22 protein-coding genes and 1 tRNA gene are annotated in these 26,382 nt (G+C 72.2%); 10 read left to right on the top strand and 13 right to left on the bottom strand.

All coding sequences use genetic code 11. From position 1 onward, the window contains the following. Positions 1 to 13: 13 nt before the first annotated feature. Positions 14 to 1,501, bottom strand: a complete 1,488-nt coding sequence (locus AC1VM9_RS01405) for a potassium/proton antiporter (RefSeq protein WP_481343933.1) — start codon at positions 1,499 to 1,501, stop codon at positions 14 to 16. A 146-nt stretch (positions 1,502 to 1,647) separates the two neighbouring features. Between AC1VM9_RS01405 and AC1VM9_RS01400 the strand changes: the two genes are divergently transcribed. Beyond that, positions 1,648 to 4,224, top strand: coding sequence for a penicillin acylase family protein (locus AC1VM9_RS01400; protein WP_483123946.1), 2,577 nt, complete (start codon positions 1,648 to 1,650; stop codon positions 4,222 to 4,224). Between the two features lie 37 nt (positions 4,225 to 4,261). Here the strand turns inward: AC1VM9_RS01400 and AC1VM9_RS01395 are convergent, their stop codons facing one another. Next, on the bottom strand, positions 4,262 to 4,867 hold the full coding sequence (locus AC1VM9_RS01395; RefSeq protein WP_481342296.1) for a 5-formyltetrahydrofolate cyclo-ligase: 606 nt from the start codon (positions 4,865 to 4,867) through the stop codon (positions 4,262 to 4,264). Between the two features lie 71 nt (positions 4,868 to 4,938). Here AC1VM9_RS01395 and AC1VM9_RS01390 point away from each other — a divergent pair, with 71 nt between their 5' ends. The 7 genes from AC1VM9_RS01390 to AC1VM9_RS01360 all read left to right on the top strand — a co-directional run bounded on the left by AC1VM9_RS01390 (position 4,939) and on the right by AC1VM9_RS01360 (position 12,065). Beyond that, complete coding sequence (locus AC1VM9_RS01390; protein WP_483120736.1) at positions 4,939 to 7,581, top strand: UTP--glucose-1-phosphate uridylyltransferase; 2,643 nt, start codon at positions 4,939 to 4,941, stop codon at positions 7,579 to 7,581. 127 nt (positions 7,582 to 7,708) lie between these two features. Next, positions 7,709 to 8,134, top strand: coding sequence for a cyclic pyranopterin monophosphate synthase MoaC (gene moaC, locus AC1VM9_RS01385; RefSeq protein ID WP_481342313.1), 426 nt, complete (start codon positions 7,709 to 7,711; stop codon positions 8,132 to 8,134). Continuing rightward, positions 8,127 to 8,627, top strand: a complete 501-nt coding sequence (locus AC1VM9_RS01380; RefSeq protein ID WP_481346594.1) for a MogA/MoaB family molybdenum cofactor biosynthesis protein — start codon at positions 8,127 to 8,129, stop codon at positions 8,625 to 8,627. Before moaC ends, AC1VM9_RS01380 begins: the two co-directional genes overlap by 8 nt. Positions 8,628 to 8,738: 111 nt before the next feature. Then, positions 8,739 to 9,371, top strand: coding sequence for a GNAT family N-acetyltransferase (locus AC1VM9_RS01375; RefSeq protein ID WP_481346595.1), 633 nt, complete (start codon positions 8,739 to 8,741; stop codon positions 9,369 to 9,371). A 70-nt stretch (positions 9,372 to 9,441) separates the two neighbouring features. Continuing rightward, complete coding sequence (locus tag AC1VM9_RS01370; protein WP_483120734.1) at positions 9,442 to 10,557, top strand: hypothetical protein; 1,116 nt, start codon at positions 9,442 to 9,444, stop codon at positions 10,555 to 10,557. A 94-nt stretch (positions 10,558 to 10,651) separates the two neighbouring features. Then, positions 10,652 to 11,149: a MarR family winged helix-turn-helix transcriptional regulator gene (locus tag AC1VM9_RS01365; protein WP_483120732.1), complete on the top strand. Its 498-nt coding sequence runs from the start codon at positions 10,652 to 10,654 to the stop codon at positions 11,147 to 11,149. 103 nt (positions 11,150 to 11,252) lie between these two features. Beyond that, positions 11,253 to 12,065 (top strand): alpha/beta fold hydrolase, encoded by an 813-nt coding sequence (locus AC1VM9_RS01360; protein ID WP_481342302.1) that lies wholly within the window; start codon positions 11,253 to 11,255, stop codon positions 12,063 to 12,065. A gap of 9 nt (positions 12,066 to 12,074) precedes the next feature. Here AC1VM9_RS01360 and AC1VM9_RS01355 read toward each other — a convergent pair whose 3' ends face one another. After that, on the bottom strand, positions 12,075 to 13,385 hold the full coding sequence (locus AC1VM9_RS01355; RefSeq protein WP_483120729.1) for an AI-2E family transporter: 1,311 nt from the start codon (positions 13,383 to 13,385) through the stop codon (positions 12,075 to 12,077). Positions 13,386 to 13,497: 112 nt separating this feature from the next. Between AC1VM9_RS01355 and AC1VM9_RS01350 the strand changes: the two genes are divergently transcribed. Further along, positions 13,498 to 14,364, top strand: coding sequence for an SDR family oxidoreductase (locus AC1VM9_RS01350; RefSeq protein ID WP_483120728.1), 867 nt, complete (start codon positions 13,498 to 13,500; stop codon positions 14,362 to 14,364). A gap of 23 nt (positions 14,365 to 14,387) precedes the next feature. Here the strand turns inward: AC1VM9_RS01350 and AC1VM9_RS01345 are convergent, their stop codons facing one another. The 9 genes from AC1VM9_RS01345 to AC1VM9_RS01305 form a co-directional block, all read right to left on the bottom strand. Then, positions 14,388 to 15,563 (bottom strand): acetate/propionate family kinase, encoded by a 1,176-nt coding sequence (locus AC1VM9_RS01345; protein WP_483120726.1) that lies wholly within the window; start codon positions 15,561 to 15,563, stop codon positions 14,388 to 14,390. Continuing rightward, positions 15,560 to 17,653, bottom strand: coding sequence for a phosphate acetyltransferase (gene pta, locus AC1VM9_RS01340; protein ID WP_483120725.1), 2,094 nt, complete (start codon positions 17,651 to 17,653; stop codon positions 15,560 to 15,562). The genes AC1VM9_RS01345 and pta overlap by 4 nt, the downstream gene beginning before the upstream one ends. 45 nt (positions 17,654 to 17,698) lie before the next feature. Continuing rightward, complete coding sequence (locus AC1VM9_RS01335; RefSeq protein ID WP_483120723.1) at positions 17,699 to 18,541, bottom strand: DUF72 domain-containing protein; 843 nt, start codon at positions 18,539 to 18,541, stop codon at positions 17,699 to 17,701. A gap of 38 nt (positions 18,542 to 18,579) precedes the next feature. Further along, positions 18,580 to 18,915 (bottom strand): YnfA family protein, encoded by a 336-nt coding sequence (locus AC1VM9_RS01330; RefSeq protein ID WP_481346603.1) that lies wholly within the window; start codon positions 18,913 to 18,915, stop codon positions 18,580 to 18,582. A 217-nt stretch (positions 18,916 to 19,132) separates the two neighbouring features. Continuing rightward, complete coding sequence (locus AC1VM9_RS01325; RefSeq protein ID WP_483120721.1) at positions 19,133 to 21,601, bottom strand: heavy metal translocating P-type ATPase; 2,469 nt, start codon at positions 21,599 to 21,601, stop codon at positions 19,133 to 19,135. Between the two features lie 52 nt (positions 21,602 to 21,653). Then, the gene (locus AC1VM9_RS01320; RefSeq protein WP_481342310.1) at positions 21,654 to 22,172 is read right to left on the bottom strand and encodes a DsrE/DsrF/DrsH-like family protein; all 519 of its coding nucleotides are present in this window, start codon (positions 22,170 to 22,172) and stop codon (positions 21,654 to 21,656) included. Then, positions 22,172 to 22,486 (bottom strand): TusE/DsrC/DsvC family sulfur relay protein, encoded by a 315-nt coding sequence (locus AC1VM9_RS01315; RefSeq protein WP_483120719.1) that lies wholly within the window; start codon positions 22,484 to 22,486, stop codon positions 22,172 to 22,174. The genes AC1VM9_RS01320 and AC1VM9_RS01315 overlap by 1 nt, the downstream gene beginning before the upstream one ends. A gap of 21 nt (positions 22,487 to 22,507) precedes the next feature. Beyond that, the gene (gene sqr / locus AC1VM9_RS01310) at positions 22,508 to 23,755 is read right to left on the bottom strand and encodes a type III sulfide quinone reductase, selenoprotein subtype (RefSeq protein WP_483120717.1); all 1,248 of its coding nucleotides are present in this window, start codon (positions 23,753 to 23,755) and stop codon (positions 22,508 to 22,510) included. Between the two features lie 434 nt (positions 23,756 to 24,189). Beyond that, positions 24,190 to 24,372 carry a hypothetical protein gene (locus AC1VM9_RS01305; protein WP_481343787.1) on the bottom strand — a complete coding sequence of 61 codons (183 nt, stop codon included), beginning with the start codon at positions 24,370 to 24,372 and terminating at the stop codon, positions 24,190 to 24,192. Positions 24,373 to 25,140: 768 nt separating this feature from the next. Between AC1VM9_RS01305 and AC1VM9_RS01300 the strand changes: the two genes are divergently transcribed. Beyond that, on the top strand, positions 25,141 to 25,515 hold the full coding sequence (locus tag AC1VM9_RS01300) for a hypothetical protein (protein ID WP_481343788.1): 375 nt from the start codon (positions 25,141 to 25,143) through the stop codon (positions 25,513 to 25,515). Between the two features lie 642 nt (positions 25,516 to 26,157). Here AC1VM9_RS01300 and AC1VM9_RS01295 read toward each other — a convergent pair. Continuing rightward, positions 26,158 to 26,230: transfer RNA gene (locus tag AC1VM9_RS01295), tRNA-Ala, on the bottom strand. Positions 26,231 to 26,382: the final 152 nt, after the last annotated feature.

Here is a 26,382-nt window from a genome sequence, read left to right as displayed (position 1 = left end):
ACCGTCGTCCAGTCTACGACCAGCCCGCGAGGCGACCGGCGCGGCTGACCGCCCGGATGCGCTCGACGGTGCGCCGCCGGACCGTCGTGGTGGCCACGACGAGGAACTGGTCGCCGTGCCGCAGGGTCGTGTGCGGCTCGGGGACGAACCCCTCGCCGCCCCGCACGACGAGCGTGACGTTGGCGCCCCGGGGCAGGCGCAGCTCGAAGAGGGCCACGCCGTGCAGCCGTGACTCGCTCCCCACGGACACCTTCACGACCTCGGCGCCGATCTCGATGAGCGGCGTCGACTCGAGGTCCACGTCGACGGAGTGGACGCCCTCGGTGAGCCCGAGCCGGCGGGCCACCCAGGGCAGCGTCGGGCCCTGCACGACGGTGAAGACGACGACGAGCATGAAGACGAGGTCGAAGATCCACTCCGTGTCGGGGGTCCCGGCCGTCAGCGGCACGGTCGCCAGCACGACCGGGACGGCGCCGCGCAGCCCCGCCCACGACAGGAAGGCCTGCTCGCGCCAGGGCACCCGGAACCACACCGTCGACAGGAACACCGACAGCGGCCGGGCCACGAGCAGCAGGACCAGCCCGATGACGACCGCCGGGACCAGCTGCTCGTCGAGGCGGGTCGGGTCGGCGAGCAGGCCGAGGAGGACGAACAGGCCGATCTGGGCGATCCAGCCCAGGGCGTTGGCGAAGCTCTGCACCGGCGTCCGGTTGGGCAGGCCCATGTTGCCGAGCACGAGCGCCGACAGGTAGGCCGCGAGGAACCCGCTGACGTGCACCGCGGCGCCCACGGCGTAGGCGAGCACGGTCAGGGCGACGACGCCGATGGAGAACAGGGCCGAGGAGCCGCCCGCGACGCGTCGCAGCAGCTGGCCGCCCACCCAGCCGACGGCGATGCCGACGACCGCGCCGCCGAGGAGCTCAAGCACCGCGTGGAGCACGAGCAGCCACCACGGCTCGCCGTGGCTTCCCGGGACGCCCTGGGCGGCGAAGGCGACGACGAGGATGACGACCGGCGCGTCGTTGAACCCGGACTCCGCCTCGAGCATCCCCGACAGCCGTCGCGGCAGCGGCACGTTGCGCAGCACCGCGAACACGGCTGCCGCGTCGGTCGAGGTGACGATGGCGCCGACGAGCAGCGAGATCGTCCACGACAGCGGCAGGATCGTGTGGGCGGCCACGGCGACGACGAGCACGGAGACGACGACGCCGACGGTCGCGAGGACCGACGCCGGCGCCACGGCCTGCCGGATGTTGTCCCACGAGGTCGTCAGGCCGCCCTCGGCCAGGATGAGGACGAGGGCGGCGTAGCCGAGCACCCGGGTGATCGACGCGTCGTCGAACTGGATACCGGCGCCCGCGTTGCCGAGGGCCAGGCCGATCCCGAGGTAGAGCAGCAGCGAGGGCAGGCCCGAGCGGACCGACAGGCGGACCGCGGCCACGGCGACGAGGAGCACGAGCGAACCGACGAGGAGCACGCCCGTGAGGTCGTCGAGCGTCATGGTCGACGACGTGATGGACGGGGCTCGGGTCACCGGTGCTCCTCGCGGTCAGGCCCAATCCAACCATTGCGCCACCCGCCGCCCGGGCACCCCCGTGCCGCGGGCTGCGTCGGTGGGCCGTGGCCTAGGCTCGTCGCGTGTCACGGATGAAGCGCGCCCGTCGGATCGTCCTGCTCGTCGCCGTACTCGTCGTCTTCGTCCTCGTCGGCGCGGGCGTGCTCGCCGTCGGAGTGGTGCGCCAGACCTTCCCGCAGACCACCGGCACGCTCCAGATCGAGGGCCTGACCAGCTCGGTGTCGGTCAAGCGCGACGACCGCGGTGTCCCGACGATCTACGCCGACGACGCCCAGGACCTCTTCCGGGCACAGGGCTTCGTCAGTGCCCAGGACCGCTTCTTCGAGATGGACCTGCGACGCCACGTCACCGCCGGGCGCCTGTCCGAGCTCGTGGGCGCGGGCGGCCTGCAGAGCGACAAGGTCATCCGCACGATGGGGTGGCGACGCGTCGCCGAGGCCGAGCTGCCCAAGCTCGCGCCGGAGACGCGTCAGTACCTCCAGGCGTACGCCGATGGCGTCAACGCCTACATCAAGCAGGCCGAGTCGCCGGAGAAGATGTCGCTGGAGTACACCTTCCTGCTGCGCACCAACCCCGGCTACCGCGTCGAGCCGTGGACGCCGGTCGACTCGCTGGCCTGGCTCAAGGCGATGGCGTGGGACCTGCGCGGCGACTACAACGACGAGCTGGCCCGCGCGCGCCTCTCGCGCAACCGCACCCTCAAGCAGATCCAGCTGCTCTACCCGCCCTACCCGTACGACCGCAACCACCCGATCCTCTCCGCGGGTGACTGGCAGCCCTCGGCGTCCGAGACCGACCAGGCCGCGAGCGGCGAGCCGGCGGCGCTGCGACAGCTGCGGGCCCCGGACGGCAGACGGGCCGTCGACGCGACCCTGGCCGCCCTCGACGCCGTGCCGGCCGGCCTCGGCCGCGGCTCGGACATCGGGTCCAACTCGTGGGTCGTGTCGGGCTCGCGGACGACGACCGGCAAACCGCTGCTGGCCAACGACCCGCACCTCGGCCTGTCCATCCCGGGCATCTGGACGCAGGTCAACCTCCAGTGCCGCACCGTGTCGCAGACCTGCCCGTTCCGGGTGTCGGGCTTCTCCTTCTCCGGCGTGCCGGGTGTCGTCATCGGCCACAACGACAAGGTCGCCTGGGGGATGACCAACCTCGGCCCCGACGTCACCGACTTCTACCTCGAGCAGGTGAACGGCGACACCTACCTGCGCGACGGCAGGCAGGAGCCCGTGCGGACCCGCGACGAGACGATCCGGGTGGCCGGCGGAGCCGACGTCACCATCACCGTCCGCGCCACGGTGCACGGCCCGATCATGTCCGACGTCGTGCCCTCCATCGAGGAGGCCGGGGACCGGCTCGCCGTGCGCGGCGCCACGCAGACCAACCGCTACGCGGTCTCGCTCGCCTGGACGGCGCTGACCCCGGGCACGACCGGCGACGCGATCTTCGCCCTCGACAAGGCCCGCAGCTGGGACGAGTTCCGCCAGGCGGCGGCCCTGTTCACCGTGCCGTCGCAGAACCTCATCTACGCCGACACCGAGGGCCACATCGGCTACCAGTCGCCCGGGCGCATCCCGGTGCGCCGGTCCGCGACGCCCGGCGCCCCACCCGGGTACTGGCCGGCACCCGGCTGGGACAGCCAGTGGGACTGGAAGGGCTACGTGCCCTTCGAGGACCTCCCGGCGACGTACGACCCGCCCGAGGGCTTCATCGTCACGGCCAACCAGGCCGTGACGGCCAGCACCCGGCCGTTCCTGACGAGCGAGTGGGACTACGGCTTCCGGGCCCAGCGCATCCGGACGCTCCTCGCGGCTGCCACGAAGGTGTCGCCCGAGCTCATGGCCCGGGTGCAGGGCGACGTCCGCAACACGTACGCGCCGGCCCTCGTCGAGCGGCTCCTCGCGGTGCAGGTCGACGACTTCACCGGGCAGGCCCAGCGCCTCCTGCGCGACTGGGACGGCAGCCAGCCGGACGACAAGTCCCGCGACTCCGCGGCCGCCGCGTACTACAACGCGGTGTGGAAGCACCTGCTCGAGTACACCTTCGACGAGCTGCCGCCGGACATCGCCCCCGACGGGGGCAGCCGCTGGATGGTCGTCGTCGAGCAGCTGCTCAAGGACCCGAAGAACGACTGGTGGGACGACCGGACGACGCCGGGGGTCACGGAGGGCTCCGGGGAGATCCTCAAGCGCGCGCTCGTGGAGGCCCGCCTCGACCTCGCCAGGGAGCTGGGCAAGGTGCCCTCGACGTGGCGCTGGGGACGGCTGCACCAGCTCGACCTCAAGCACCCGGTGATGGGCGACCCCTCGGTGCCCGAGGCCGTGCGCGCCCTCTTCGACCGCGGTGGCATCGGGCTCGGCGGCGGCAACTCCATCGTCAACGCCAACTCGTGGAACGCCTCCAAACCCGGCTACGGCGTCACGACGGGTCCCTCGATGCGGATGGTCGTCGACCTGTCGAACCTCGACGCCTCGAGGTGGGTCAACTCGACCGGCCAGTCCGGCCACGCCTACCAGGACCACTACGCCGACCAGATCGACGCGTGGGCCGCGAACGAGTCCTTCCCGTGGCCGTTCTCCGACGCGGCGGTGGCCGACGGCACCGACGACGAGCTGACGCTCGTCCCGCCGGGCACGCCCCAGCCGTGACGCCTCCGTGCCGTGCCACGTCGTGCCGTGGTGCGGCTCAGGTGAGCAGGACGACGCGTCCGCTCGTCGTCACCCAGCCGTCGACGGGCTCGTCGTGGGCCTCGCGGGGCAGGTCGACCTCGCTCGCCTCGCCCTCGTGCAGGAGCGTGAGGACCAGGGCGCCGGGCGCTCGGTGCCGCAGCGCCCGGTCGTAGCAGCCGCCGCCCTGGCCGAGGCGGGTGCCGTGCCGGTCGACCGACAGGCCCGGGGTCAGGACGACGCGGCAGGTCGCCAGCGCGTCCTGGCCCAGCCAGGCCGACCGCTCGGCCTGCGAGGGCGCACCGCGCAGCCGGCGCACGACCGATGCGTCGGCGAGCGCACCGCGCACGGCCGGACGCCACTCCAGCGCGTAGTCGCCGAGCACCACGGGTACGAGCACCTCGTGACCGGAGTCCAGCAGCGCCTCGACGAGCGGCCCGGTGGGGGGCTCTCCCGGCAACGACTCGTACACCGCCACCCGCCCACCCTCGGGGACGAGCGCGAGGACCGCCCGGGCGACGGCCGCACCGGCCGCGTCCGTGGCGGCGGCGTCGAGACCGGCGACGAGGTCACGCCGGCGCTCGCGTGCGGCGTGACGCACCTCACGCTTGTCCGGGGCGTTCACGCCCGACCCCCGAGCGTGGACTTCGGCTGCTCCCGGGAACCACACATGCGGCCCATCGTAAGGTGATGCCCATGAGTGACCAGGGGCTGCGTGCGTCGGTCGAGCTGATGGAGCGACGCGGCCTCGGTGCCGAGGCCATCAGGGTCTTCGAGTACTACTACGAACAGCTCGAGGGCGGCGCGCAGGGCACCATCCCCGAGGACTCCATCGAGCCCCTCGCCGAGGTCACCGAGCTGCGCAAGGTCTCGGTCACCGACGAGGAGGCGCGCAACGCCCTGTCGCAGACCGCCGTCATCAAGCTCAACGGCGGCCTCGGCACCGGCATGGGCATGACGGGCGCCAAGTCCGCCCTCGAGGTCAAGGACGGCCTGACCTTCCTCGACATCATCGCCAAGCAGGTCCTCGCGCTGCGTGAGCAGTGGGACGTCGCGCTGCCGCTCGTGCTCATGAACAGCTTCCGCACCCACGACGAGTCGCTGCGCATCCTGGAGAAGTACGACTCGCTGCCCGTCGACGGCCTGCCCCTGGACTTCATCCAGAACGCCGAGCCGAAGCTGCGCCCCGACGACCTCACACCGGTCCGGTGGCCGGCCGACCCCGAGCTCGAGTGGTGCCCGCCGGGGCACGGCGACGTCTACGTCTCGCTCGTCACCTCCGGCGTCCTCGACGCGCTCCTCGCCAAGGGGATCCGCTACGCGTTCCTGTCCAACTCCGACAACCTCGGGGCCACGTGCGACCCCGACGTCGCGGCATGGATGGTCGAGCGCGGCCTGCCGTTCGTCGCCGAGGTGTGCAAGCGCACGAAGAGCGACCGCAAGGGCGGTCACCACGCCGTGCGCAAGTGCGACGGGCGCATCGTCCTGCGCGACACCGCCACCGTCGCCGAGGGCGAGGAGCGGCACTTCCGTGACATCAACCGGCACGGCACGTTCAACGCGAACAACGTGTGGATCGACCTCGAGGTGCTGCGCGAGCGGATGACCGCGCGCGAGGGCGTCCTCGGCCTGCCCATCATCGTCAACCGCAAGAACGTCGACCCCGCCGACGCCACCTCTCCCGAGGTCATCCAGATGGAGTCGGCCATGGGTGCGGCCATCGAGGTGTTCGAGGGCAGCCAGGCGATCCTCGTCCCGCGCACCCGGTTCCGCCCGGTCAAGACGACCAACGACCTGCTCGTCATCCGCTCCGACTTCTTCGAGCTCGACGAGGGCTACCACATCGTCCAGACCTCCGAGGGCCCCGAACCGTACGTCGACCTCGACTCGGCGTACCGCTTCGTGCCGGGGTTCGAGAAGCGGTTCCCGCACGGGGTCCCGTCGATGAAGGAGTGCACGAGCCTGCGCGTCATCGGCGACCCCGTCTTCGGGCGCAACGTCCGGTGCGTCGGCGAGGTCCTCATCGACGGCTACCGGCGCGTCCTCGACAACGCCGTCCTCGGGGAGCCGGCGACGGCCGCGTCCGAACCCGCCGAGCAGCCCGGCGACCTCCGGACGGTCGACGAGCACCTGCGGGCCATCCTCTCGACGCTCGAGCCGATGCCCACGGCGTGGACGCCGCTCACCGAGTCGCTCGGGCTCGTCGTGGCGCGCGACGTCCGCGCCCGGGTCGACCTCCCGCACTTCGACAACTCCTCGATGGACGGCTACGCGGTGCAGGCCTCGTCGGTCGAGGGCGCCGACACCTCGCCCGTGCGGCTGCGCATCGTCGGCGAGGTGGCCGCCGGCGACGACCCGACGTTCGAGGTCGGGCCGGGCGAGGCCGCCCGCATCATGACGGGCGCGCCGATGCCGCGCGGCGCCGACGCCGTCGTCAAGGTCGAGGACACCGACGGCGCGGCCACCGGCGAGGTCGAGTGCCGGGCCGAGGTGCCGGTCGGGACCTTCGTGCGGCCCAAGGGCGACGACGTGCGCAGCGGCACCGTCGTCGTCCCGGCGGGCGAGGTCGTCGGGTCCCGCACCATCGCGCTCCTCGCCGCGTGCGGGTACGCCGAGGTCGAGGTGCACCGCCGCCCACGGGTCGTCGTCATGTCGACCGGGTCCGAGCTCGTCGAGCCCGGAAAGCCGTTGCGGCCCGGGCAGATCCACGACTCCAACTCCTCCATGCTCTGGGCCGCGGCGGTGTCCGCCGGCGCCTCCGCCGAGATCCGTCAGGCCGTGGGCGACTCGGAGAGCGAGCTCATCGAGTCGCTGTCCGTGGCGGTCCGGGACGCCGACATCGTCGTCACCAGCGGTGGCGTGTCCATGGGTGCCTATGACGTCGTCAAGAGCGCGCTCGCCTCGCGAGGCGTCGAGTTCGTCAAGGTGGCCATGCAGCCGGGCAAGCCGCAGGGCTACGGCCGGCTCGAGGCCCCCGACGGTCGACGGGTGCCGATCTTCACGCTGCCCGGCAACCCGGTGTCCTCGTTCGTCTCGTTCGAGGTGTTCGTCCGCCCGGCCCTCCGACGCCTCATGCGCCTGGCGCCCGAGAAGCGCCGGATGCGTCCGGCCACCCTCATCTCGGGGGTCAGCTCGTTCGAGGGCCGGCGGCAGTTCGGGCGGGCCGTCGTGTCGCGCTCGGCCGAGGGCACGCTCGTCGCGGTTCCGGTCGCCGGGCAGGGGTCGCACTTCGTGGCCGACCTCTCGCGGGCCAACGCCCTGTTCATCGTTCCCGAGGACGTCACCGAGCTCGTCGCCGGCGAGGTCGTCGACGTCCTCGTGCTCGACCGGGAGGACTGAGGTGGCCGCGACCTCCGACGTCCCCGACGTCGCCGACGTGCCCGACGCGGCGGGTGCCTCTGGTGCCTCCGGTGCCCCTGGTGCCCCTGGAGGGCTGACCCACGTGCGGGCCGACGGCAGCGCCCACATGGTCGACGTGTCGGCCAAGCCGGTGACCGCGCGCGAGGCGAGCGCCGCCGGACGCGTCCTCCTGTCTGCCGCGGCGGTCTCGGCCCTGCGCGACGGCGTCGTGCCCAAGGGTGACGCGCTCGCCGTGGCCCGGATCGCCGGCATCCAGGCCGTCAAGCGCACCCCCGAGCTCGTGCCCCTCGCGCACCCGGTCGCGGTGCACGGCGTCGCGGTCGACCTCACGGTGGCCGACGACGGCGTCGACATCACCGCCACCGTGCGCACCGCCGACCGCACCGGCATCGAGATGGAGGCGCTCACGGCCGTCGCCGTCGCCTCGCTCGCGCTGGTCGACATGGTCAAGGCCGTCGACAAGCACGCCCGCATCACCGACGTCCGGGTCACGGCCAAGTCCGGGGGACGGTCGGGGGACTGGCGTGAGTGACGCGAAGGCGTTCGGCCGCGGCCGGCGGGCGGTCGTCGTCACGGCCTCCACCCGCGCGGCCGCGGGCATCTACCCGGACCGCTCCGGGCCGGTCGTCGTCGCGCGGCTGCGCTCGTGGGGCTTCGAGGTGGGCCACGCCCTCGTCGTGCCCGACGGTGACGAGCTCGGCTGGGAGCTGCGTGACGTCCTCGCCAGCGAGCCCGACCTCGTCCTCACGACCGGCGGCACGGGGCTGACGCCCACCGACGTGACGCCTGAGCAGACGGCGCCGCTGCTCGACCGCCTCGTTCCGGGCGTCGCCGAGGCGATCCGCGCGGCCGGTGTCGCCAAGGGCGTGCCGACCGCGATGCTCTCGCGCGGGCTCGTCGGGATCGCCGGGCGCACCCTCGTGGCCAACCTGCCCGGCTCGCGAGGTGGCGTCGGGGACGCTCTCGACGTGCTCGAGCCCGTGCTCGGGCACGCCCTCGACCAGATCCCGGGCAGTGACCACTGAGGTGACCACCGAGGTGACCCCCGACGTGACCCTCCACGTGACCCCCGACGTGACCACCGACCTGAACGCGGGGTCCACGCAGCCCGCGGCGGCTCGGCGCCCGAGATGAGGATGCCCTGGCGACCGGTCCGCGACGGCCGGGGTCGCTGGCCGGTGGTGCTGCGCGATGCGTCGACCGACCAGCCCGTCCTGCTGCGCCCGCTCGTCCTCGGTGACGAGCGCGAGTGGCAGTGGGTTCGGCGCGAGAACGCCGAGCACGTCAGGCCGTGGGAGCCGACGCTGCCCCCGGGTGCCGAGGCCCGGGCCCCGGTGTCCTTCCGCGACTTCGTCCGCGAGCTCGACGCCGAGGCGCGCGCGGACCGCGCGATGCCCTGGGCCATCGAGGTCGAGGGGCGCATCGTCGGGCAGGTGCACCTGTTCGGCATCGTCCGGGCCGCGCAGCAGTCCTGCGCCGCCGGCTACTGGGTCGCCCAAGGGGTGACGCGCCGGGGCATCGCCACGCGAGCGCTCGCCCTGGCCATCGACCACGCCCTCGGCCCGGCCGGCCTGCACCGCGTCGAGGTCAACATCCGCGTCGACAACGAGCGGTCGCTCGGGGTCGTCCGCCGGCTCGGGCTTCGCGACGAGGGCGTGCGTGAGCGGTACCTGCACATCGACGGCCGGTGGCGCGACCACCGGTCCTTCGCGGTGACGCGCGAGGAGCTCGGCGGCGGCACGCTCCTCGAGCGGTTGTCACAGGTGTAACACCAGCCTCTTGCGCGACACGCCCCGAATGTGCAGGGCGTGCGCGCGCGGTCGCCCTACCGTGGGGTTCGTGCCAGTCAGCAGCCTCATCTTCGTCGTCATCGTGGCGATCTGGGCTGCCTACCTCGTGCAGCACTGGATGCGCCGCCGCGAGGACGCCGCCGCCACCAGGTCCGTCGACGGGTTCTCCGAGGCCATGCGCGTTCTCGAGAAGCGCCCCGTCCTGCCGGCCGTCGAGCCGCGCACGCCACGCCCCCACTCGTGGTCGGTGACGCCGGCCCGCACCGCCCGCCCGACGGTCGACGTCAAGCGCGCGGTGCCTGCCGGCCGCCGTCCGTCCCCGCTCGTGGCCCGTCGCGCCGAGGAGCACCTCGACGAGTTCCACGTCGAGCGCGTCGTCGCGGACGCCCTCCACGACGCGCAGGTCGAGGCCCGGTCCACGGCCGGTCGGCCCGCGCGGGTCCCCATGGCGCAGAGGCGGATTCGTGCAGTGGTGTTGCTCGCGTCGGTCCTGTGGATCCCGGCGTCGGTCACGCTGGCCGTCACCGGCGTCCTGCTGTGGGTCTCCGTCCCCTTCGCGGTGCTCACCGTCCTCGCCGTCCTCGTATGGCTGCGCGCCGAGGCCCAGCACGACCGCGTCCGGGCCGCCGCGGCGCGCGGCGTGCATCGCGTCCGCGGCTCACGGTCCCGTGGCCGGCGCGTCGCCCCGGAGCCGGTGCTGACCAGCGACGACACCCAGGTCATCCACTCGACCGCCCACGAGGTCGCGTCGCCGGCGTCGACCCGCGGTACGCGCACGCCGCTGGGCGTCGACCGCGTCGTCATCCCCGCCGTCGAGCCGACGGTGGCCCGGCAGGCCGCCGAGGGTGCAGCGCGGGAGCGGGTCTTCGACGTCCAGGCTGCTGTCACCGGAGCCGTCCCGGTGGCAGACGTGTCGCGCGGAGGGTCGGGCGCGACCAGTGGCCGGGCTGCCGTGCCGGGCGACGAGGCCGAGCAGCAGCTGCCGCCGGGAAGCTGGAGCCCGGTGCCCGTGCCGAAGCCGACGTACGCGCTCAAGGCCAAGGCCGAACCGCGCTACACCGAGGGTGGCATCCCCGCCGACGTGTTCGACACGCCCGAGTTCGCCGACGAGGCCGAGGAGCTCGACGAGCGGGCCCTGTTCGCCCGTCGCGCCGTCTCCCAGTAAGGACCATCGTCCCCGGCGCCCCCTCCCTCCACGAGGGTGGGGGCGCCGTCGCGCACCCTTGCGGGCAGGGCCGCACTATGACAACTTGGTTGTCATGAATCGGGTCGAGGCGGCCTATGCGGTCCTGCGTCATGTCCGGCCGCTCCACCAGTACTCGGCACGCGCGGTCTCCCGGCTGCTGGAGGGCACGGGGCTCACCCTCGCGCTCCGCGCGATCCTCGTGCTCGTCCTCGAGGACGGCCCGCAGACGGTGCCGGATCTCGGGCGGGCCCTCCTCGTGACGCGCCAGGGCGTGCAGAAGGTCGTCGACGACGGCGTCCGGCTGGGCTACCTCGAGCTGCGCGACAACCCCGCGCACGTGCGGTCCCGTCTCGTGGCCGTGACGCCCCGAGGGGAGGAGGTCCTCGCGGACGTCCACCGCGCGGAGGCCGTCGGTCTCGAGGCGGCCACCGCGGGCATCGACCCGGAGGACCTGGCGCGGTGCGCCGAGGTCCTCGGCCGCCTCACGGACGGCGTCCGGGCCGTCGCCGGGGCCGACGCGGGACGGCCGCATCCCGACGTCGCCGCCGTCGACGCAGCCGGCGGGCTCTGACACGGCCGGCGGCCGCTGACGCCGCCCGGCCGTGTCCACGCGCTCGTCACCCCACCTTCTCGTCCACGTCCCACCAGCCCACCGACACCCCGGGAGCCCGCCCATGGAACGCCTCGACCTCGACCCCGGCCACCTGACCTACACCGACACGGGCGAGGGCGACCTCGTCCTCCTCCTGCACGGAGGGGGCCTCGACCACCGCATGTGGGACGAGCAGGTCCCCGTCCTCGCCGCCCGGTACCGGGTCGTCGTTCCCGACCTGCGCGGTCACGGCGCAGCGTCGACGCTCGACGTGCCGAGCCGCCACTGCGACGACGTGGCCGCGCTCGTGCGCCACCTCGACGCGGGCCCGGCCGTCCTCGTCGGCGTCTCCATGGGTGGGGGTGCTGCCACGGACGCCGCCCTCGAGCACCCGGAGCTCGTCCGGGCCATCGTCGTCAGCGGGACGGCGACGAGCGTCCCGACCTTCTCCGACCCCTGGGTGCTCGGCATCCTCGACGAATGGGGGCGGGCCATCGCCGAGCGCGACGCCGCAGCGTACGTCGAGGCCAGCCTGGCGTTCTGCGCCGGGCCGACACGTTCCCTCGACGAGGTCCGGGGTGACACCGTGGCGCGCTGCCGGCGGATGCTCACGGACACGCTCGCGCACCACGCCAGCCCCGACGCCGTCCTGCCCGAGCCGGTCCACGACGCCTGGGACCGGCTCGGCGACATCGACGTGCCGGTGCTCGCGCTGTGCGGCGGCCTCGACTCCGAGGACCACCGCGACATGGGCCGACGCCTCGCCGCCGCGGTCCGGCACGGGCGCTACGAGGAGGTGCCGGGCACGGCCCACTACCCGAACATGGAACGGCCGCAGCTGTGGGACGCCGCGGTCCACGCGTTCCTCGACCAGGTCGCCCCGGTGTCGCGCTGAGACTCGCCGTCAGGTCTGGGCGGGTGCGCCTTCGTCGTGCGGGGAGTGCCCAGGGGTCCGGTCGAGCGCGTCGGGGGACTCCCCGGAGAGCAGGTGCTTGCCGACGGCGTTCGAGACGGCCGCGAACGGCACCGCGACGAGCGCCCCGACGATGCCGGCGATGATGGACCCGCAGGCGATGGCGAGGATGACGGCGAGGGGGTGGACGCTGACGGCCTTGCCGAGCAGGAACGGCTGGAGCACGTGCGACTCGAGCTGCTGCACGCCGATGACGACGGCGAGCATGATGATCGCGACCGCCGGACCGTGCGCCACGAGGGCGAGCAGCACCGCCACCGCACCCGACAGCAGGGCTCCCACGATGGGGATGAAGGCGAGGAGGAACACGAGGATGCCGATGGCGAAGGCGAACGGCACCTTGAGGATCGCGGCGCCGACGGAGATGCCGATGGCGTCGACGAGCGCGACGATCATCGTGGCCCGCACGAACGCCGACAGCTGTCCCCACGCGACGACGCCCGAGGAGTCGACGCGCTCGCGGGCCGTGTGCGGGAACAGCCGCACGATCCAGGACCAGATGCGCGGGCCCTCGTAGAGGAAGAAGAAGAGGGAGAACAGGGCGATGAACAGGCCCGCGACGAAGTGCGTCGCGGTGAGGCCGACGGCGGCCGCGGTGTCCCCGAGGTTGCCCGACTGGCTGACCTTCTGGCGGATCGTGTCGAAGTACTGGTCGAACTGCGCGTCGGTGATCTTGAAGGTGGTGCGCACCCAGTCGCGGATCTGGCCGAGGCCGGTGGCCACCTGGGCCGTCAGGTCCGAGAGCCCACTCGTGAACTGCGTGCCGACGAGGGTGAACAGCCCACCGATGACGATGATCGTGCCGAACACGGTGAGGCCGGCCGACGCGCCCGTGGGCAGCCGTCGGTGCAGCCGGTTCGTCACGGGGCGGAGCAGCGCGGTGAGCAGCAGCGCGATGGCCACCGGCACGACGACCTCGGACACGCCGCGCAGGATCATCGTCAGCACGTAGAGCGCACCGATGATGAGCAGCAGCCGCCACGACCACTCGCTGGCGGTCTTGACACCGGGAGGCACGGCCGCGGCCTCGATGCCGCCCCGGCCGAGGGCGTCGCCGGTGGAGTCGGTCGTGTTCCCGGTGGCGGAGCCGGTGGAGTCGGTGGCGGGTGCCGTGGCCGGGCCGGTGGCGGAACCGGGCGCCGTGGGGCGGGGGGCGGCCGCCCGACCGGGCACAGCGGGACCGGGCCGGTCCGGGGGCTCGGGCGTCCGGACGGAGGAGGCGTCAGCCGCGTTGTCGGTCACGTGGACACCGTACGTCCACCTGTCCGGGTTGAGCCGCATCACCACGGCCCGGGCCGGTCGAGGCCGCACCGACCTGGTCCGCCGGGAACCCGGCACTGCGTACGCTCGGGGCATGAGTGACGTTCCGGCCGAAGCCAGCCCGCCCCTCGCAATCACCGGGTCCACCGGGTGGCTCGGCGGACTCGTCGCGCGTGACCTCGCCGAGCGTGGGGTGGCCCAGCGTCTCCTCGTCCGCGACGCGGCCCGCGCGCCGCAGCTGCCCGGCGCAGTGACCCACGTGTGCACGTATGCCGACGGCGGTTCGGCGCGGGCGGCTCTCGATGGCGCCCGGACGCTGTTCATGGTGTCGGCCGCCGAGAACGTCGACCGCCTCGCGGAGCACAAGGCGTTCGTCGACGCCGCGGCGGACGCCGGTGTCCGGCACGTCGTCTACGTCTCCTTCTTCGGCGCGGCGCCGGACGCCACCTTCACCTTGGCCCGCGACCACGCGGCCACCGAGGAGCACCTGCGTGCCTCCGGGATGGCGTGGACGTTCCTGCGCGACAACCTCTACCTCGAGTTCGTGCCCCACATGACGGGCGACGACGGTGTCATCCGCGGTCCGGCCGGTGACGGGCGCGCTGCGGTCGTCGCGCACGAGGACATCGCCCGAGCCGCCGTGGCCGTGCTTCTCGACCCCGGCAGGCACGCCGGCGCCACGTACGACCTCACCGGCCCCGAGTCGATCACGCTGACCGAGGCGGCCCGGACCTACAGCGAGGTCACCGGTCGTCCCGTCACCTTCCACGACGAGACGCTCGAGGAGGCGTACACGTCGCGGGAGACGTACGGGGCCCCGAGGTGGCAGGTCGACGCGTGGGTGTCGACGTACGCGGCGATCCGCGCCGGCGAGCTCGACGGCGTGACCGACGACGTCGAGCGCCTCACCGGTCGCCGGCCCCTGTCGTTGCGCGAGTACCTCGTGCGCGAGAACGGCTGAGCGGCCCCGGCGCCCGCGCCGGCTCAGTCCCGGGCGGCCGTCTGCGCGCCCACGAGGTCGGCGGTCTGCCGGGCGATCGCGAGCTCCTCGTTCGTCGGCACGACGGCCACGGCCACGGGGGCGCCGTCGGGCGACACGACCCGTGCCCCGGCCGACCGCGCGGCGTTGCGCTCGGCGTCGACGCGGACACCGAGCGCGTCGAGGCCCTCGGTGACGGCGGCCCGCAGTCGCGGGCTGTTCTGGCCGATGCCGGCGGTGAAGACGAGCGCGTCGAGACCACCGAGGACGGCGACGTAGCCACCGACATAGCGCTTGAGCCGGTGCACGACGACGTCGAACGCGAGCGACGCGTCGTCGTCCCCGGCGTCCATCCGTCCGACGAGCTCGCGGAAGTCGTTGACACCGGCCAGGCCGACGAGGCCCGACCTCTTGTTGAGCAGGGTGTCGATCTCGTCGAGGGAGAGGCCGGCCTCGCGAGCCAGGTAGGCGTGCAGGCCCGGGTCGACGTCGCCGGACCGGGTGCCCATGACGAGGCCCTCGAGCGGCGTCAGTCCCATCGAGGTGTCGAGGGCGCGACCGCCGCGCACGGCCGAGGCGGAGCACCCGTTGCCGAGGTGGAGGACGACGACGCGGAACGTCGGGTCCTCGGCGCGTCCGAGCAGCTCGGCCGTGGCGCGGGACACGTAGGCGTGCGACGTGCCGTGGAAGCCGTACCGACGGATCGAGTGCTCCCGGGCCAGGCTCCGGGGCAGCGCATACGTCGACGTGGCGGCCGGCAGGTCTGCGAAGAAGGCGGTGTCGAAGACCGCGACGTGCGGTACCGCGTAGCGGTCGCGGGCGGCCTCGATGCCGGTGACCGCCGGCGGGTTGTGAAGCGGCGCAAGGGGACTCAGCTGACGGATGCGGTCGAGCACGTCGTCGTCGATGACGACCGGCGCCGAGAAGTCGGCACCACCGTGGACGACGCGGTGACCGACGGCACGCAGCGGCACGGTGTCGAGGTCGACGCCGTCGGCGCGCAGGCGGTCGGTCATCGCCCGCAGCGCTGCCGCGTGGTCCGCGACGCCGCCACCGGTCTCGCCGATGCGTTCGACGAGCCCGTTGGCGAGCACGTCACCGGTCTCGGGCACGAGCAGCTGGTACTTGAGCGACGACGACCCGGCGTTGAGGACGAGGACGGGTCGGGTGGCGTCGCTCATGCCGGCTCCTGCCCGTCGGCCTGCGCCTGCACGGCAGTGATGGCCACCGTGTTGACGATGTCGTCGACGAGCGCGCCCCGCGACAGGTCGTTGACCGGCTTGCGCAGGCCCTGCAGGACGGGCCCGATGGCGACGGCGTGGGCGCTGCGCTGCACCGCCTTGTACGTGTTGTTGCCGGTGTTGAGGTCGGGGAAGACGAACACCGTGGCTCGTCCGGCGACGTCCGAGCCGGGCAGCTTGGCGCGTCCGACGGTCGGGTCGATGGCGGCGTCGTACTGGATGGGGCCCGCCAGGGCGAGGTCGGGGGCACGTTGGGCGACGAGCGCCGTTGCGGCGCGGACCTTCTCGACGTCGGCGCCCGAGCCGCTCGAGCCGGTCGAGTAGGACAGCATCGCCACGCGCGGCTCGATGCCGAACTGGCGCGCGGTCTGCGCCGACGAGACGGCGATGTCGGCCAGCTGCTCGGCCGTGGGGTCGGGGATGACCGCGCAGTCGCCGTAGACGAGGACGCGGTCGGCCAGGCACATGAGGAAGACGCTGGACACGGTGTCGACGCCGTCGCGCGTCTTGACGAACTCGAGCGCCGGCCGGATGGTGTGCGCCGTCGTGTGGACGGCGCCCGACACCATGCCGTCGGCGAGGCCGAGCTGGACCATCATCGTGCCGAAGTACGAGACGTCGGTGACGACCTCGCGCGCCCGCTCGAGCGTGACGCCCTTGTGGGCGCGCAGCCGTGCGTACTCCGCGGCGAAGCGCTCGACGAGCTCGGGGTCGGTGGTGGACACGACGCGGGCGTCGTCGAGGTCGAGCCCGAGGGTCGACGCGCGGGCCCGGACGGTCGTCTCCTCACCGAGCAGCGTCAGGTCGGCGACGCCGCGGCGCAGCAGCACGTCGGCGGCCTCCAGGATGCGGTCGTCGCCGCTCTCGGGCAGGACGATGTGGCGGCGGTCGGAGCGAGCGCGCTCCATGAGCTGGAACTCGAACATCAGCGGCGTGCGCACCGACGACGACGACACGTCGATGGCGGTGAGGAGTGCCGACTGGTCGACCCCCTCGGAGAAGAGGCGCCGTGCGACCTCGATCTTGTTGCGCGAGGACTTGGTCATCGGCCCGAAGACGCGCGACGCGCGGCCCGCCGTGGTCATCGTGTCGGCGTCGGTCAGCGCGATCGGCAGGTCCTGCTGCACGCCGGCCGACAGGCGCGCGATGGCCTCGGGGATCTCGTAGCCGCCGGTGAGGATGACACCGGCGAGGCTCGGGAACGTGCCGGACTGGTGGGCGAGGACGAGCCCCGGCACGAGGTCGCTGCGGTCGCTCGGGGCGATGACGGTCACGTCGGTGCGCAGCCGCGGCAGCACGTTGGGCAGGCTCATCGCGGCGACGACGAGGCCGAGGCTGTCGCGGTCCATCCACGCCGCGTTGCCGAGGGCGAGCCGTGCGTCGGTGGCCTCGGTCAGCTGCCGGAAGCTCGGAGCCCGCAGCAGCGGGTTCTCGGGCAGGGCCGCGGTGACGGCGAACGGCAGGTCGGCGAGCGCGGCACGGACGGCCTCGAGGTCGTCCGGCTCGACGCGGTTGGCGATGACCGCCACCGGCTCGGCGTGGTTGGCCCGCAGCTCGGCCAGGGCTCCGTCCGCGGCCACGCGCACCTGCTCGGGCGTTCGGTCACGACCGTGGACGACGAGGACGACGGCGGACCCGAGGTTGGCGGCGACGCGCGCGTTGAAGGACAGCTCGGTGCCGGTGGAGACGTCGGTGTAGTCCGAGCCGAGGACGAGCATCACCTGGAACCGCTTCGCGAGGCGGCCGAACCGCTCGACGATGACGTGCAGCGCCTCGTCGGGGTCGTCGTGGGCCTGGGCGTAGGTGACGCCGAGCGCCTCCTCGTACGTCTGGTCGGTGCCCGGCTGGGCGACGAGCATCTCGACGATGTGGTCGACCTCGTCGGCGGGTCCGGTGCCGCCGAGCGTCGTCAACGGTCGGAAGACGCCGACCGAGCCGACCTCGCGCACGAGTGCGTCGAGCAGTCCGAGGGCCACCGCGGACTTGCCGGTGAGGCCCTCCGGTGAGGCGAGGTAGACGCTGCGGCTCACGGTCCGAACCTAGCGGGTCGCCGCTGCCGGCAGCGGCCGGGTGGCTCAGCCATGGTCGGGTGGGGTCGGCGCGGCGCCGAGGCGTTCGAGGAGGGCCACGGCGTCGTACGGCGCCCGGCCCTGGATGTCGTTGTCGAAGTAGACGTGCACGTCGTGACCCTCGTCGGCCCAGGACCGGCACTGCTCGGCCCACCGGTCGAGCGAGGCGTCGGAGTAGCCGCCGGAGTACAGCGTGGTCTCACCGTGCAGCCGCACGTAGCGGAAGTCGCTCGTCGCGTCACGCATCACGGGGAAGCGGCCCGCGGTGTCGGCGACGACGACGGCGACGCCGTGCCGGGCGCACAGCCCGCGGGCCTCGTCGGTGTCGAAGCTGGGGTGTCGTGGCTCGAGGGCGTGCCGCAAGGGTCGGTCGACGTCGGTGGTCGTCAGGACCCGGTCGTCGGCCAGCTTGTCGTCGTGGCGGGTCGCGAGGTCGGCGAGCTCTCGCGTCGTGCGGGGGAGCTGGGCGAAGAACGCGTCGAGGCGGTCGGCGTCGAAGGTCAACCGCTCGGGCAGCTGCCACAGGAAGGGGCCGAGCTGCTCGCCGAGCGCGAGGACCCCCGAGGCGAAGAAGTTGGCCAGCGGGGCCTCGACGTCGCGCAGGGCCTTGAGATGAGTGATGAAGCGGCCACCCTTGACGGCGAAGTCGACGCCCCGGGGCACCGCCTCGCGCCAGCGCGCGTAGGACGTCGGCCGCTGGAGGGAGTAGAACGAGCCGTTGAGCTCGATCGAGGTCATCCGCTCCGCGGCGTACGTCAGCTCGAGCCGTTGCGGCAGGCCCTTGGGGTAGAAGTCACCGCGCCACGACGCGTAGCGCCACCCGGAGATCCCGACGTGGAAACGGCCCATGCGGCCACCGTAGGGCCCCTTGACGCGCGCCGGACGCGTCACGCGCCGCGCGGCGCGTACATGATGAGCGCGACGCCGAGCAGGCACACGAGCGCCCCCGCGACGTCCCACCGGTCCGGCCGGAACCCGTCCACGGCCATGCCCCAGAGCAGCGACCCCGCGACGAACACCCCGCCGTACGCGGCGAGGATCCGCCCGAAGTGCGCGTCCGGCTGCAGCGTCGCGACGACACCGTAGACGCCGAGGGCGATGACGCCCGCCCCGACCCACGCCCAGCCACGGTGCTCGCGAACGCCCTGCCAGACGAGCCACGCGCCCCCTATCTCGGCGATCGCTGCGAGCGCGAAGAGGACGAGCGAACGGGCGACGGTCATGGCGTGATCATGCCGCCTGCGCGGTGCGACCGACGAGCCAGCGGTGCCGCTTCCGGACGTGCGGACGCCGGCCAGCCTGCCGACATCGGCTCCGCCCATGGACGCCGAGGACACGACCCGCTGTGGGTCGGCTGGCGCGGTGTCTCGACGGACCCGGCGCCACCGTTCGTGAACGTGCGACGCCGGGGGCGGACCGGGGTGCCGGTCACTCAGGTCGTCAGGGCTTGCGCAGTGGTTGGCCCGGGAGGTGCTGCGTACGCAGCCTCAGCGCGTTGCCGATGACGCTGACCGACGAGAGCGCCATCGCGGCCGCGGCGATCATGGGCGACAGCAGCAGCCCGAAGGCCGGGTAGAGCACGCCGGCTGCGAGGGGGATGCCGGCGGCGTTGTAGACGAAGGCGAACACGAGGTTCTGCCGAATGTTCGACATCGTGGCCTCGGACAGGGCGCGGGAGCGGACGATGCCGGTCAGGTCTCCCTTGAGCAGGGTCACACCGGCGCTCTCGATGGCGACGTCGGTGCCGGTGCTCATGGCGATGCCGACGTCGGCCGTGGTCAGGGCCGGGGCGTCGTTGACGCCGTCGCCGGCCATCGCCACGACCCGGCCCTCGGCGCGCAGGGCCTTGACGACGTCGCTCTTGTGCTCGGGCAGCACCTCGGCCTCGACGCGGTCGATGCCCAGGCGACGGGCGACGGCGTGGGCGGTGACCTCGTTGTCACCGGTGAGCATGACGACCTCGATGCCGTCCTCGCGCAGGGCCTTCAGCGCGCCCGGCGTGGTGTCCTTGACGGGGTCGGCGATGGCGAGCACCCCGGCGACGCTGCCCTCGACCGCGACGTAGACGGCGCTGGCGCCGTCGGCCCGTAGCCGGTCCGCCTCGGCGTCCATGCCGGCGGTGTCGACGCCCTGGCCGGCCAGGAACGTCTTGCTGCCCACGAGGACCCGGGCACCACCGACCGTGCCGGTGACGCCCTTGCCGATGGGGGCGTCGAACTCCGTGACGTCGGGAACGTTCAGTCCCGCGTCGGTGGCGGCCCGGACGACGGCGAGACCGAGCGGGTGCTCGCTGGCGCGCTCGACGGCGGCCGCGAGCCGCAGGACCTCGTCCTGGTCCGCTCCGTCGGCGGGGCTGATGTGGGTGACGGACGGGCGGCCCTGCGTCAGGGTGCCGGTCTTGTCGACGACGAGGGTGTCGACCTTCTCCATCAGCTCGAGCGCCTCGGCGTTCTTGATGAGCACCCCGAGCGAGGCGCCCCGGCCGACGCCCACCATGATCGACACGGGTGTGGCCAGGCCCAGCGCACAGGGGCAGGCGATGATGAGGACGCTGACCGCCACGACGAGCGCGTGCGCCAGCCGCGGGTCGGGGCCCGCCGTGGCCCAGACGACGAACGCGGCCACGGCGATCACGATGACCGCGGGCACGAAGACGGCGGAGACGCGGTCGGCGAGCCGCTGGATCGGTGCGCGGGAGCGCTGCGCGTCGGCCACCATCTGGACGATGCGGGCGAGCATCGTGTCGCGCCCGACCTTCTCGGCACGGATGACCAGTGAGCCGGTCTGGTTGACGGTGCCACCGATGACGACGTCGCCCGTCGTCTTGGTCACCGGCATCGACTCGCCGGTGACCATCGACTCGTCGACGGTGGAGCGGCCCTCCTGGACGGCGCCGTCCACGGGGAGGGACTCGCCGGGCCGGACCCGCAGCAGGTCGCCGAGCTGCACCTCGTCGAGAGTGACGTCGGCCTCGTTGCCCTCGGTGTCGATGCGGTGGGCGGTCTTGGGGGTGAGGTCGAGCAGCGCGCGGATGGCCCCCGACGTGCTCTCCCGTGCGCGGAGCTCGAGGACCTGCCCGAGCAGGACGAGGGTCGTGATGACGGCGGCGGCCTCGAAGTAGACGGCGACCGCACCGTCCATCCGGAAGGCCTCCGGGAACAGCCCGGGCGCAACGGTCGCCACCACGCTGAACGCCCACGCCACGCCGGTGCCCATCGCGATGAGGGTGAACATGTTCAGCTTCATCGTTCGAAGCGAGGTCCAGCCTCGCTCGAAGAACGGCCAGCCGGCCCACAGCACCGCCGGAGTGGCCAGCACGAGCTGGGCCCAGCTCGCCGCGGCGGCCGAGATGGCGTCCCGCAGGGCGGGGACGAGGTCGCGCCCCATCGACAAGACGAGGACCGGGATGCTGAGGATGAGGGCCACCGTGAACCGGCGCGTCATGTCGGCCAGCTCGGGGTTGGGTCCGCTGTCCGCGGTCACGGTGACCGGTTCGAGCGCCATGCCGCAGATCGGGCAGGTGCCGGGTCCCGGTCGTCGGACCTCCGGGTGCATGGGGCACGTCCACTCGGCGACGTCGCCGACCGGGACCGCAGGAGCGGCGACCTCTTCGTGGTTCGCGTGTGGGGAGCTGTCCAGGTGGTGGTGCTCGTGGCCATGGCTGCCGTGGTCGTGCACGCCGTGGTCGTGCACGCCGGGGTCGTGCCCGCCGGACGCGGGCGCCGGGGACCCGAGGTAGGCGCTCGGGTTCACCTCGAACGCGGCCTTGCAACCGGCGGAGCAGAAGTAGTAGTCGTGTCCGTCCACCACGAGGTGGTGCTCGCTGGTGGCGGGGTCGACGTCCATGCCGCAGACCGGGTCCTTCACGAGCGAGGTCGTCGAGGTCGAGTGCTCGCCGTGGCTGTCCATACTCTCAAGATACCCCCATAGGGTATGCCGTCAAGTCCCGGAGGAGCGCCACCTAGATGAAGAGCAGCTGCGCCCCGTCGGTCAGCTCGATGAAGTCCGAGGCCGAGATGATTCCCTCGACGTCGTCGCGCAGGTCCTGCTCGGTCAGGTGCTGCATGTCCGCGGACATCCGGCATGCCCACAGGTGCCCGCCGGAGGCCACGATCTGGTCGAGGAAGTCGGGCACCTCCGGGACGTCCAGGTCCGCGATGGCCTTCTTCATCTGCGAGGTGGCCAGGTGGGTCATGCCCGGGACGCCGCCGAGCCCTTGGGGCAGGTGGGTGGCGGTGTTGCCGAGCATCGTGAACTTCAGGTGGCCAGACGTCTTCTTGTTGATCATGTCGAAGCCCCAGAACGTGAAGAACAGGTGCGTCTCGACGCCTTCCCCGAGCGCCGCGTTGGCGAGGATGAGGCCGGGGTAGGCCATGTCGAGGTTGCCTTTGCTGCAGATGATCGCGAGCTTGCGACCCTGCGCGTCGGGAGCGTCGAACGACGGGACGAGCGGGGCGGTCTGGGTGGCCTGGGTGGTCATCACACACATCCCTTCGGCTTGGGCAGTCCCGCGACGTACGCCATCTTCTTGGCCGGCTTGCCGGGGAAGAGGTCGAAGAGGGACTTGACGGGGGTTCCGGTCTGCGTGCTGACGCGGCGTAGCGTGGCGGTCTCGCCCTGGTGGGCGAAGTCCTCGCGCAGGAAGTGGACGAGCTTCCAGTGCTGGTCCGTCAGCTCGATCCCGATGAGGTGGGCGAGCTCGCTGCCCAGATCGTCCGACCATTGGTCGGGGCGGGTCAGGAAGCCCTCGTCGTTGACCTCGACGGCATGGCCGGCGATCGTCGTGGTGGGCATGGTTGCGCTCCTTGTCTGAGCTCAGGCGGCGGGGACCTTCCCCGCCATCGACATCTGCGCGGGCAGGCCGAGGGGTCGTCCGGGGAGCAGGAGGTTCCAGTAGATGTGGCGGAACGCGAGCTTGCCGACGTGGTTGGCCCGCGACTGCTTGAGCAGCGTCATCGGCCCGAGGTGTGGCAGCGGGAAGGTGCCGGTCAAGGGCTCGGTGTCGTAGTTGAAGTCGAGCAGCATCGCCTTGCCGCCGCCGGACTCGACAAAGCAGTTGGCGTGCCCGTCGAACGAGTGGCTCATCGGGCGGCCGGCTGCGTGCTCGACGAAGTTGTCCGCGAACACCTCGACGGAGAAGTGCGCGACGGAGCCGGCCTTCGACGTCGGGATGTTGCTCGCGTCGCCGAGGGCGAAGATCGATGCGTGCTCGGTGGAGAGCATCGTGTGCTTGTCGACCGGGACGTAGCTCAGCTCGTCACCGAGCCCCGAGCGCGCGACGAAGTCGGCGCCCATGTTGAGCGGGATCGTCACGAGCTGGTCGTATGCGATCTCGCGCTCGTCGTAGGAGACGAGGACTCTTCGCTCCTGGTCGACGTGCTCGACGAGGAAGTCGGTCTCGAGGGTGATGCCCTTGTCGGCCAGTAGGTGGCCGAGCTCGCGGCTCGCGACCGGCTTGGTGAAGGCGCCGTCGAGCGGGGTCACGTAGACGAGCTCGGTGCGGTCGCGCAGGCCCCGGCGGCGCAGGAAGTCGTCGGCGAGGAAGGCGAACTCGAGGGGCGCCACCGGACACTTGATCGGCATCTCGGTGATGTGCACGACGAGACGGCCTCCCGAGAAGCCGTCCAGCGCCTCGCGTAGGGCCATCGCCCCGTCGAAGGTGTAGAACTCGCCGACGCTGCGGTGCCACTCCGGCCCGAGCATGCCGGGCGTCTGGTCGGGGCGCGGCGACGTACCGGAGGCGATGACGAGCTCGTCGTAGGCGAGGGTGCGGCCGTCGGCCAACGAGACCTCGCGGGCCTCGGGGTCGACACGTTCCACGTCGCCGAGCACGAGCTCGATGCCGTCGCCGATGAGTCTGTGCCGGCTTCGTCGGACCTGGTCGGGCTCGATGAGGCCGAACGGCAGGAAGAGGTATCCCGACTGGTAGTCGTGGGTGTCGTCCTTGTCGACGACGGTGATGCGCCACTCGTCGGCGGGTAGGCGGCGCCTCAGCTTGTTCACGACCATGGTGCCGGCCGTGCCCGCTCCCAGTACTACGAGTGACCTCCTGGTTGTGGTCATGCCTCGACGGTACCCCCGCGGGTATCGGCCTCGCTGTGAGCGAGGAGACAGGCGGGCTGTGATGTGTCAGACAGGCGCACCCGCGCCGTCGACGATCCGGGACGCGGCTCGACAGGCAAGGGTGAGGAGCGGAGGGGACTCCGTCGGCTCCGCTGCGCTCCGCCTCCTCCCGAATCCCATACATGTTCCAGAACCGAAGCAGGAGCGGACGAAGACGCGCATGATCGGACGTTCGCGCGGGGCAGAGGTTCAGGCGGCTTCAACCTGGCTGTTCACCACGCTGGGCGCTTCGTCAGCGTGTTGCCACTGGTCTTGCTTCCCTGGTCAGCGGGGGCTCCGTGCGGAAGCGTCAGGGCGCCGAGGCGTCCCAACCCAGTCGCGCCCTGTACGCCTCGAGGGACGTGCGCTGTGGCACCAGACGCACGCAGGCGCGGCTAGCCCTCGCCGCCTTGATCTGCATCGTCCTCAGCGTCGTGGCGCTCGTCCTCGAACGCCTTTACGAGGAGGCGGGCACGCTCGTCGCGGCCGACCGTGTTGGCGTCCTCGCGACCGTGCATGGCCTGCGCAAGGGCCCACTCGGGCAGATCGGGACGAGGTCGCTCAGCTGCTGTGCCCATGGGCGCCATCCGTTCCATCGCCGGGCCTACCAGGGACCAACCAAGGTATCGCGCAGCGACGCCTTCCCAGTGTGCGCCCGGGCGGTGAGTCGCCACAACTGCAAGGCGCGAGACACGTCCTCACAGAGACGCAGCCGACTCCTTCGGCGCCGTACCGGATCGACACTTCGTGAGCCGGCCCGAAGACCTGTCGCGGACCGGCTCGTGACGTGCGGCGGCCGAGAAGAGGCAGACCTGCCCGCTTGCCGACAACACGACGTAGGCTCGGTCTGTCTCGCACACCGGAAACGTCTCGGGCCGCGGGGGAGCCGAGGTCTCGAATGTCCGCTGATGCACCTGAAGGCCCACCTCCTGTGAACCGGTCGCTGACACTGCTGGCAGCCGACGTGCGCCGTGCCCGTGAAGAGGTCCAGCGACTCCGCGGAGTACCCGCGTCAGCACCGCTTCACGCTGCACACGAGTCGTTGCTGGAGGCCATGGAGCGATACGCCGCGGCGCTCAGTGTCCGCAACCTGCCGCTCCCTGCGCGGCTGCGTGACGACCTGCGTCTGCAGCGTCGCATCGGCCGTAACCGCGGCCGGTACGCCTCATGACTTCCTGCGGCTTCTTTGTGGGGTCCGAGGCGCGGGTCCTCAGCGCTCCGGCAACGGGGCGGCGGCTGCGGGCCGCGCTGTCAGCTCCCGGGTTCGCGAACGGGATCGACTGTGCCAGTGGGGGCCCCCATCAAGCAGGGTCCGCCGGGTCGACGGCACGAACCAGAGCCCAGTCATGATGCGCCGCCTGATCGTTCTCGATCTTTTCTCCGGGCCGGGCTGGCGCGATGCGACCCAGATGGTGGGACACATACCAACCGGTGACGGTGAGGCTTGGGTGCTCATCCAGCCGGACCGTGTCGAAGTCGTCGCGGGTGGCCCGAGCGACCCACAACAACTACGGGATGCGAGTGACGGAGGACCGTCCTTCTACTGTCGTGTCTGGCACACAACGTCAGGGACCGACCGGCCGACGGTGCACACCGTGGCCGCAGGCGACGCCGACCTCTACGAGGAGATCCTCTTGAGCATCGGCTTCCGGCTCGAAGAGCCCGAAGGGGTTCGGCTGGAGCGTGATGACTCGGGCGTCTTCCGGGGCTACTACATCTGACAATGCCGGGACGGCGGGGACCGCGGGAACGCGTACGTTTCCGCTGCAGGCGCCTTGGTGGTGCCCACATCTGTCGGAGCGGGTGATGATCGGCTCATGGCCGCCACGGCAAGCCAACCAGCTGAACACGATCGAGCCGCCCCCGATGTGACGAGCCTGGGCCGTGATCACGCGCCGCCGACGGCTGGTCGTGAGCCCGTACTTCCGAACGACGGCGCTCCGGGGGCGCCCCCCACCGAGCCACGGGGACACCATCCGACGGGTTGCCCATCAGATGCGACAGGGACACGAGTCAGGCGGGGCTCAATGTGACCTCGGGGGACACCGGGACACATCGGCAGGAGACGGGCGGATGACAAAGAGGGAACCCCGCCCGTTCCTGCGTGAATCTGCAGGTGGGACGGGGTTCCGTCTGGTGGAGCTGAGGGGACTCCGTCGCCTCCGCTGGCGCTCCGGCTCCTCCTCGAATCACTGAGTCCCAGAAACGGCAGAGAGACCGCAGGAAAAGCGCGTCCGGTCTCTCTGCCGTTGGTGGAGAGCCGTCGGCTCCGCTGCGCTCCGCCTCCTCCCGAATGCCCCCAACATGTTCCAGAACATGAAGCAGGACCGGACGAAAAGCGTGTCCGGTCCTGCTTGATGTTGTGGAGCTGAGGGGATTCGAACCCCTGACCTTCTCATTGCGAACGAGACGCGCTACCAACTGCGCCACAGCCCCTCGGTGCGGAAGGAACGATAACACCACGCGGACCGGCTCATCCAATCGGTACGGAGGGGCCCCAGCGGCAGCTGCCGCCGCTCTCGCGACGGCGGCGCGCCGGTGCCGTCACCGCGCCCGGCCACGTCGTCGGGGCCGGGCGCGGTGCGGTG

It is taken from the genome of Monashia sp. HAY1-11D (assembly GCF_056868035.1).
The sequence above is the reverse complement of the archived record's forward strand: the minus strand, read 5'-3'. Positions and strand labels throughout refer to the sequence as shown.